Annotated in this window: 8 protein-coding genes; 1 reads left to right on the plus strand and 7 read right to left on the minus strand. The window is 67.7% G+C overall.

Features of this window, described 5'->3' with window-relative positions; translation table 11 throughout:
* On the plus strand, nt 1-343 hold a 343-nt coding region (locus tag Q8M88_RS00490; RefSeq protein WP_305593985.1), incomplete at its 5' end, for a citrate/2-methylcitrate synthase.
* Nucleotides 344-369: 26 nt separating this feature from the next.
* Here the strand turns inward: Q8M88_RS00490 and lpxB are convergent.
* From lpxB to bamA, 7 genes are all read right to left on the minus strand, one after another.
* Nucleotides 370-1,542: a lipid-A-disaccharide synthase gene (gene lpxB / locus Q8M88_RS00495; protein ID WP_305593987.1), complete on the minus strand. Its 1,173-nt coding sequence runs from the start codon at nt 1,540-1,542 to the stop codon at nt 370-372.
* On the minus strand, nt 1,539-2,378 hold the full coding sequence (locus tag Q8M88_RS00500; protein ID WP_305593989.1) for an LpxI family protein: 840 nt from the start codon (nt 2,376-2,378) through the stop codon (nt 1,539-1,541). Before Q8M88_RS00500 ends, lpxB begins: the two co-directional genes overlap by 4 nt.
* A gap of 3 nt (nt 2,379-2,381) precedes the next feature.
* Nucleotides 2,382-3,179 (minus strand): acyl-ACP--UDP-N-acetylglucosamine O-acyltransferase, encoded by a 798-nt coding sequence (gene lpxA / locus Q8M88_RS00505; protein WP_305593991.1) that lies wholly within the window; start codon nt 3,177-3,179, stop codon nt 2,382-2,384.
* Nucleotides 3,176-3,649 (minus strand): 3-hydroxyacyl-ACP dehydratase FabZ, encoded by a 474-nt coding sequence (gene fabZ / locus Q8M88_RS00510; RefSeq protein ID WP_305593993.1) that lies wholly within the window; start codon nt 3,647-3,649, stop codon nt 3,176-3,178. Before fabZ ends, lpxA begins: the two co-directional genes overlap by 4 nt.
* The gene (gene lpxD, locus Q8M88_RS00515; protein WP_305593995.1) at nt 3,646-4,668 is read right to left on the minus strand and encodes a UDP-3-O-(3-hydroxymyristoyl)glucosamine N-acyltransferase; all 1,023 of its coding nucleotides are present in this window, start codon (nt 4,666-4,668) and stop codon (nt 3,646-3,648) included. The genes fabZ and lpxD overlap by 4 nt, the downstream gene beginning before the upstream one ends.
* Before the next feature lie 89 nt (nt 4,669-4,757).
* Nucleotides 4,758-5,402 carry an OmpH family outer membrane protein gene (locus Q8M88_RS00520; RefSeq protein WP_305593997.1) on the minus strand — a complete coding sequence of 215 codons (645 nt, stop codon included), beginning with the start codon at nt 5,400-5,402 and terminating at the stop codon, nt 4,758-4,760.
* 2 nt (nt 5,403-5,404) lie between these two features.
* Complete coding sequence (gene bamA / locus Q8M88_RS00525; RefSeq protein WP_371132600.1) at nt 5,405-7,678, minus strand: outer membrane protein assembly factor BamA; 2,274 nt, start codon at nt 7,676-7,678, stop codon at nt 5,405-5,407.
* Nucleotides 7,679-7,789 lie beyond the last annotated feature (111 nt).

Below are 7,789 nucleotides of genomic sequence, written 5' to 3' on the forward strand. Positions count from 1 at the left end.
GGTCATGCAGAAGACCTGCCACGAGGTGCTGGCGGAAGTCGGCAACGCCGACGATCCGCTGCTGAAGGTGGCGATGGAGCTGGAGCGCATCGCGCTGAGCGACGAGTACTTCGTCGAGCGCAAGCTGTACCCGAACGTCGACTTCTACTCGGGCATCACCCTGCGCGCCCTGGGCTTCCCGGCGGAGATGTTCACCGTGCTGTTCGCGGTGGCGCGCACCGTCGGCTGGATCGCGCAGTGGAAGGAAATGATCGAGGACCCGTCGCAGAAGATCGGCCGTCCGCGGCAGATCTACACCGGCGAACCGCAGCGCGCGTTCACGCCCGTCCACAAGCGCGGCTAAGGCTCGTTTCGAGCGTCCCGCGCCGCTCAGGCGGCGCGGCGTTCGGCGAGCAGCTTCAGCACAGCATCGGCGGCGGCTTCCGATGGATCGGGGCCGCCCCGGCCCATGGCGTCCAGCGCCTTGAACTGGGCGTCTACCTGACGGCGACGCAGGTCCGGATCGGCCAGTCTGGCCTCGAGCGCTGCGGCCAGCTTTTCTCCCGTACATTCGTCCTGGACGAACTCCGGCGCTACGAACGCCCCCCCGGCGATGTTGAACAGGCTGATGTAGGGCGTCTTGATCAGCCGCTTCAGGACGGCATGGGTCATCGGGCCCAACCGGTAGCCGACCACCATCGGGCATCCCGCCAGCGCCAGCTCCGTAGTCACCGTGCCGCTGCAGGCGAGCGCCAGATCGGCCGCACGCATGGCGTCACGCTTGGCCTGTTCGCCTTCGACCACGTGGGCGCGATGCGGCCAGCCGGCGACACGCGCCTTCACCTCATCAGCCACGGTGGAGGCGGCGGCCACCACCACGTGCAGGTCCGGGCGCCGCGCCTTGAGGATATTCACCGCGTCCTCGAACGCCGGCGTCACCCGCGCGATCTCTCCAGGGCGGCTGCCCGGCAGGACCAGCAGGACCAGGTCGTCAGGCCCCGCGCCGATCTCGCGGCGTAATCGCTCGGGATGTGCGTCGGAGAAATCCAGAGCCAGGGCGGAGTTGCCTACGAACGTCACCGAGAGGCCCTCCCGCTCGAAATACGGGGCGTCGAAAGCGTTTATGCTCAACAGGTGGTCGACGACGCCAGCCAGGGTGCGCGCCCTGCCCGCCCGCCAGGCCCACACCTGCGGCCCCACGTACTTGATCAGCGGCAGCTTCGGTTCGGCGCGGCGCAGGCCTTGTGCCACTCGCAGGGTGAAGCCCCAGGAATCGATCAGCACCACCACGTCAGGGCGTTCGGCCCTGGCGAGCGCCACGGTTTCGCGCACGCGCCGGATGACGCGCCGATAAGCGAGCACGCCCTCGAACACGCCGAGGATCGATAGTTCGGTGATGTCGAAGGGACTGCGCACCCCGGCCTGCGCCATTCGCGCACCGCCGACGCCCACGAAGCGCACCTGATCGCCCAACCGCGCCCGCAGCGCATTGGCGAGGCCCGCGCCGCGATCGTCGCCGGACGCCTCGGCGGCGACCAGCATCACGCAGAGCGGCGAGCTCACGCGCTCAGCGGCTCCACGCCGAAGATGAACACGCCAAGCTCGTCGGCCAGGGCGATGACCTCTTCGCGGTCCAGCACCAGCAGATGCCCCGCCTCGCCCACGACGCCCGCTAGCCCCGCTCGGGCGGCCGCCTGGACGGTGCCAAGCCCGATGGTTGGCAGATCGACGCGGGCCTCCTGCGCGGGCTTGGGAGCCTTGGCCAACACGCCTCGCGCAGCGCCTGGGCCGCCCCGGATGGCAGGCGGCAGTTGGGCGACGCGCGCCAGCATCGCGTCGGTGCCTTCTTGGGCCTCCACGGCGAGCACCAGGCCGTCGCAGACGACACACCCCTGACCGACGTCCATCCGACCCACTTCACGCGCCACGTGCAGGGCGCGCTGGGCGTCCAGCAGCTGGGCCTCGTCGGGCACGACGGCGCCCAGCGGGCCTGCGCCCAGGGTCAGATCATCCATCACCTGGTGGGCGCCCTCGACGGCGAAGCCTTCCTTCTCGAAAGCGCCGACCACGAAGCGCAACAGGGCGTCGTCGCCCTTGCGCGCAGCGGCGATCGCGCCTGGCAGGTACATCAGGCCGCGCCAGTCAGGCTTCAGGTCGCGGAAGTCCGGGCGGCTCACGGCGCCGGCCATGCAAACGCTCTCCACGCCGGCGCGCCGCAGGCCCTCGAAGCACTTGCCGAATTCGGCCAGGCCCACATCCGCGCCCGGATACTCGGCGAGCGCGGGCCCTGCGAAACCCTTCAGGCGCATGACGAACAGCGGGCGACCCGCCTGTTCGCAGTGTTCTGCGATCTCCACCGGCAGTCCGCCGCCGCCGGCGATCAGTCCGAGCTTGCGCATGGGCTACTCCTCGCGTTCGGGCAGGCAGAGAGGGCGCGTGGCGTCCTCGCGGATGAAGTCGATGATCTCCATGACCGGGGCGCTGTGTCCAAAGGCGCGCTCGGCGTCGTCGATCCGTTCCTGGAAGGTGCCTTCGTCGGCGAACAGCGACCGATAGGCGGTGCGCAGTTCCGAGACCGTCTCGCGCGAGAAGTTGCGCCGCTTCAGACCGACCAGGTTCAATCCCTCCAGGTGGGCGTGATTGCCCCACACCATGCCGTAGGGGATCACATCCTTGGTCACCGCCGCCAGTCCACCGATGAACGAATAGCGGCCGATGCGGCAATGCTGGTGGACGGCGGCCAGGCCGCTGACCATCACGAAGTCGCCGACCCGCACATGGCCGCCCAGCGTGCCCGAGTGGGCGAGGATCACATTGTCGCCCACCAGGCAGTCGTGCCCGACATGGCTGCTGGCCATGTACATGCCGTCGTCGCCGACCACGGTGCGCCCGGCGCCGTCGACGGTGCCGATGTGCATGGTCACATGCTCCCAGATCCGGTTGCGGTCGCCGATGATCAGCTCGGTAGGCTCGCCGCGATAACCGTTGTGGTGCGGCGGGCCGCCCAGGTTGGTGAAGTTGCGGACCACGCAGTCTTCGCCGATCCGCGTATGGCCCTCGACCACGACGTGGGCCAGCAGACGACTGCGCGCGCCTATCCGCACGTTCTCTCCAACGATCGAAAACGGACCGATCGAAACCCCGTCCGCGAGCTCGGCGCCCGGCGCGACGATGGCGGTGGGATGGACGTCGACGCTCACTGGGTCTCCACCACCATGGCTGCGAACTCCGCCTCGGCGGCGATCTTGTCGCCGACCATCGCCTGGCCGCGGAATTTGAACAGGTCTCCGCGCGCACGTAGGACCTCGACGACCAGGCGCAGCGTATGGCCGGGACGCACGGGATTGCGAAAGCGGCAATTGTCCAGCGAGACGAAGAAGATGGTCTTGCCCGCCACATCGACATTCAGCGACTTCGACATCAGCACGGCGCCCGTCTGGGCCAGCGCCTCGACGATCAGCACGCCCGGCATCACCGGATAGTCTGGGAAATGGCCGATGAAGAACGGCTCGTTGATCGTCACGCTCTTGATGCCGACGATCGACTTGTGCGGCTGATAGTCCTCCGCTCGATCGACCAGCAGGAAGGGATAGCGATGTGGAATTCGCTTCAGGACTTCCGTGATGTCGATCTCGGTCGGATTGTCGACGACCGGCGCCTTACGGCTCATTCACCCGCTCCCTCGCTTCGGCGGATGGCCATCCGGGAGACCCAGGCGCTTTCGCGCATCCAGCGCCGCAACGGACGCGCGGGCGAGCCGCCCCAGGTTTCGCCGGCCGGAACGTCCTTCATCACGCCCGAGGCCGCCGCGATGCGAGCGCCGTCGCCGATGAGTACGTGATCCGCCACCCCGGCGCGACCGCCGAACTGGACGCCGTCGCCGATCACCACGCTGCCGGAGATCCCGGTGTGCGCGGCCATGGCGCAGTTGCGCCCTACGCGCACGTTGTGGGCGATCTGTACAAGGTTGTCGATCTTGGTGTTCTCGCCGATCACCGTGTCCTCGAACGCGCCGCGGTCGATGCAGCTGTTCGCGCCTACCGAAACCCCGTCCTGGATGATCACGCGGCCGAGCTGGGGGATGTCGATCAGCCCTTCCGCGCCAGCCGCCGCGCCGAAGCCGGGATCGCCGATCACCGCGCCCGAATGGATGCGCACCCGATCGCCCATCAGGCAGAAGCCGATCACCGCACGGGCCGCGATCTGGCAGTCGCGGCCGATGGCGACGCCCGCGCCGATCACCGCGCCCGCCCCGATCGTCGTGCCACGCCCGACGCGCACGCCCGGGCCGAGGACGACCCCAGCGGCCAGCACCACGCCGTCCTCCAGGATCACGTCCGCGGCGATCGTCGCCCCCGGCTCAGCGCTGCGCGCGCGATGCAGCAGTTGGGCGGCTCGCGCATAGGCCGCCTGCGGGGCGCGCGTCACCAGGGCCACGCATCCGGGGGGCGCCTGATCAGCGTACTGGGCCTCGATGAAGCAGGCCCCGGCGCGCGCGTCCTGAAGCTCCAGCAGATGTCGACGGTGGGCCAGGAAGGTCACCGTTCGAGGATCGGCAGAACCAAGCACGGCGACGCCGTCGACCGTGCGTTCGCCGGCCGTGGGATCGGTGAGCACCGCGCCGACGGCCTTCGCGAGCTCGGCCATCGTGAGCGGGCCAAGGGCGTCGTAGAAGCGCGGATCAGGCATGAGTCCCCACGAGCTGGATGCGCCTACAAGACGCCCTCAAGCCGAGACAAGGCAAGGCGGCGACCTCATTCGGCGGCCGCCCGGGGAAATCAGCGTGCGCCGGCGGCGGCGGGCTGAGCCTGGTCGAGGCGCTCGCGGTCAAAGGCGAACTGGGTGATCTTGGCGTTGAGCGCAGCAACGACCTGCGGGGTCACGTCCATCGCCGGATTGGCGATCACCACGGCCGAGCGCTGCAGCAGCAGCGAGCACTGACGCTGCTGGTAGATCTGACGGATCAGCGGCTCAAGCTCCTGGCCGACGCGAGCGATGGCCTTCTGCTCGGTGGCCGAAACCTCGCGGTCGCGCTGCTGGGCCTTGCGCTGAAGGGCGTTGGCGCGGACTTGCAGGTCCGAGGCGCGCTTCTCGAGCGCGCTCTGGTCGAGCGTGGTGCGTTGGCCGTCGAGCGTCTTCGCTTCGTTGTCGATCGCGGTCTTCTCGGCGCCGAGTTCGGCGTTCACTTGGGCGACGATCTGTTGCATGCGCGTGTCGACGTACTTGCCGACTGTCGAGCCGCCGATGGCCGCTTCGATCGAGACCACGCAGACGTTGGCCAGCGCCGGACCGTGGGTGACCGCAGGTGCGGCGGGAGCCGCGGCCGGACGCGCGGGCGTCGCGGCCTGCGCGAGCGCGACGCTCGCTGTTGTGAGGCTCAATGTGACGGCGCACGCCGAGACGGCGAAGGTGCTGAAGTTCATGATTATTGGAACCTGGTTGAGGTGGAGAACCGAAAGGTTTCTGTCTTGTCGTAAGGCTCTTTGGCCAAAACTTGGCTGAAGTCCAAGCGGATCGGACCCATCGGAGACTTCCAGAAGATGCTCAGGCCGGCGGTGGCGCGAAGGGCGAAATCGTCGGCGATCAGCGGATCAGGCAAGCCGCCCAAGGTCTGCTTGTCGCGGTCGTCGAGCAGGCCCAGCGAACCGAAGTCGGAGAACACGGCGGCCTTGATCCCGTATTGCTCGGGAACGAAGGTCGGGATCGTCAGCTCCACGGAGCCGATCGCATAGGCCTTGCCGCCCAGCGCGTCGCTGCGCCCGAAGTTGGTGTCACGCGGGCCGAGGCCCGCCGTCTCGAAGCCCCGGAAGCTGGTTCCGCCCTTGTAGAAGCGATCGTTCACTCGAACCGAGTCGCCGCTCCACCCGCCGATATAGCCGCTGGAGCCGGTGACGCTGAGGATGAAGTCCTTGGTGAACCCGTGATACCAGCCGCCCTCGAGTTCGCTGCGGACGTAGTTCACGTCGCCGCCGATGCCGGCGAAGTCCTGGCTGACCTGGGTATAGAAGCCGCGCGTCGGGTTGATCGGATCGTTACGCCGGTCCCAGCGGTAGGAATAGCCGACCAACGAGGTCAGGAACGACCCGCGCTGCGCGCAGAGCGACAGCGAGACGATCGGCAGGGTCGGATCGCAGAGGAAGTCGTCGATCTCCACGTCGTCCTGACGCAGCGTGTAGCGCAGGGAGCCGCGTGAATTCAGGGTCAGCGGGAAGTTCAGCCGCAGCCCTGCCCCGACGGTCGTGGTCGCATAGGCCGAATAGTCGGTCAGGTCGTACTTGTAGTAGTAGGCGTCGGCGCCGGCCGAGAGGTCGCGCTGCAGGAAGCGCGGCTCGGTGAACGAGAAGTCCACCTGCTGGCGCAGCGAGCCTACGGAAACCCGCGCGCGCACATCCTGGCCACGGCCGCGGAAGTTGCGCTCGCTGATGCCCAGGTCCAGCACGAGCTGGTCGACGGAACTGTAGCCGGCGCTGAACGAGAGCTCGCCGGTCGGTTGCTCCTCGACTCGCACCTGAAGCCCGGTCCGGTCGGGCGCCGATCCCGGCGTCTCCTCGATGGTGACGTCCTTGAAGAAGCCCAAGGCGCGGATCTGATTGCGCGAACGGTCCACCAGGGGGCGGTTGTAGGCGTCGCCCTCGGTGACGTTCATCTCGCGACGGATCACGTAGTCCAGGGTGCGGGTGTTGCCGACCACGTCGATGCGGTCGACATAGACGCGCGGTCCCTCGTTGACCTGGAAGCTGACGTCGATCCGCTTGGTTTCGCGGTTCGCCGTGTAGCGCGGACGCACGTCGACGAAGGCGAAGCCGGCCGCGCCGGCCGCGAAGGTCAGGGCGTCGGTCGCCTGTTCGATCTTCTCGTCCTGGTAAAGCTCACCCTCGCGGATCGGCACGAGCTGCTTCAGCAGGTTGGTGTCGAGCTTCTGCAGCTCGGTGGTCACCTCGACCTTGCCGAACTTGTATTCCGGACCTTCGTCCAGCGTGTAGGTGATGACGAAGCCGTTCTTGTCGGTGGCGAGCTCCGCCACCGCGGAAGCCACGCGGAAATCATAGTAGCCGCGGTTGCGGTAGTGCTTGCGGAGCTGCTCCTTGTCATACTCCAGCCGATCGGGGTCGTAGTTGGTGTTGCTGGAGAAGATCTTGGTCAGCGAGCTCTGCTTCGTGACCACGACGTCACGCAGGTCGTTGTCCGAAAAGCCACGGTTGCCCAGGAAGTTGATGCGCAGCACGCCGCTCTTGGAGCCTTCGTCGATCTTGAAGATCAGGTCGACCCGCTTTTGCGGCAGCTCGATGATCTGCGACGTCACATTGGCCGACACCCGGCCCGATCGGCGGTAGAGTTCGACGATCCGCTGCACGTCCGCCTGGGCCTTGGCGCGGGTGAAGATGCCGCGCGGGCGCACCTGCACCTCGTCGCGGATCTTATCTTCCTTCAGGCCCTGATTCCCTTCGAACAGCACCCGATTGATGATCGGGTTCTCGACCACCCGGATGATCAGGTCGCCGGAGCCTTCGACGTCGATCTTCACATCGGAGAACAGGTCCGTGCGGAACAGCGCCTTCAGCGCCAGGTCGATTCGCTCTGGATCGACGGTCTCGCCGACCTGGATCGGCAGATAGGAAATCACCGTCGCCGGCTCAATGCGCTCGTTCCCGCGCACGATGATCCGCTGAATCGTCGCCACGCGCTGATCGGCCGCCACAGGCGCAGGCGAATCCGCAACGGCAGGGGTCGGTGCGGCAGGCGGCGGCGTCGGTGCGGCCGGCGCAGCCTGCGCCTGCGCCAGGCCAGGCGCGGTGAGTGCGGTCGAGCC

Source organism: Phenylobacterium sp., assembly GCF_030693805.1.
Classification (GTDB): domain Bacteria; phylum Pseudomonadota; class Alphaproteobacteria; order Caulobacterales; family Caulobacteraceae; genus Phenylobacterium.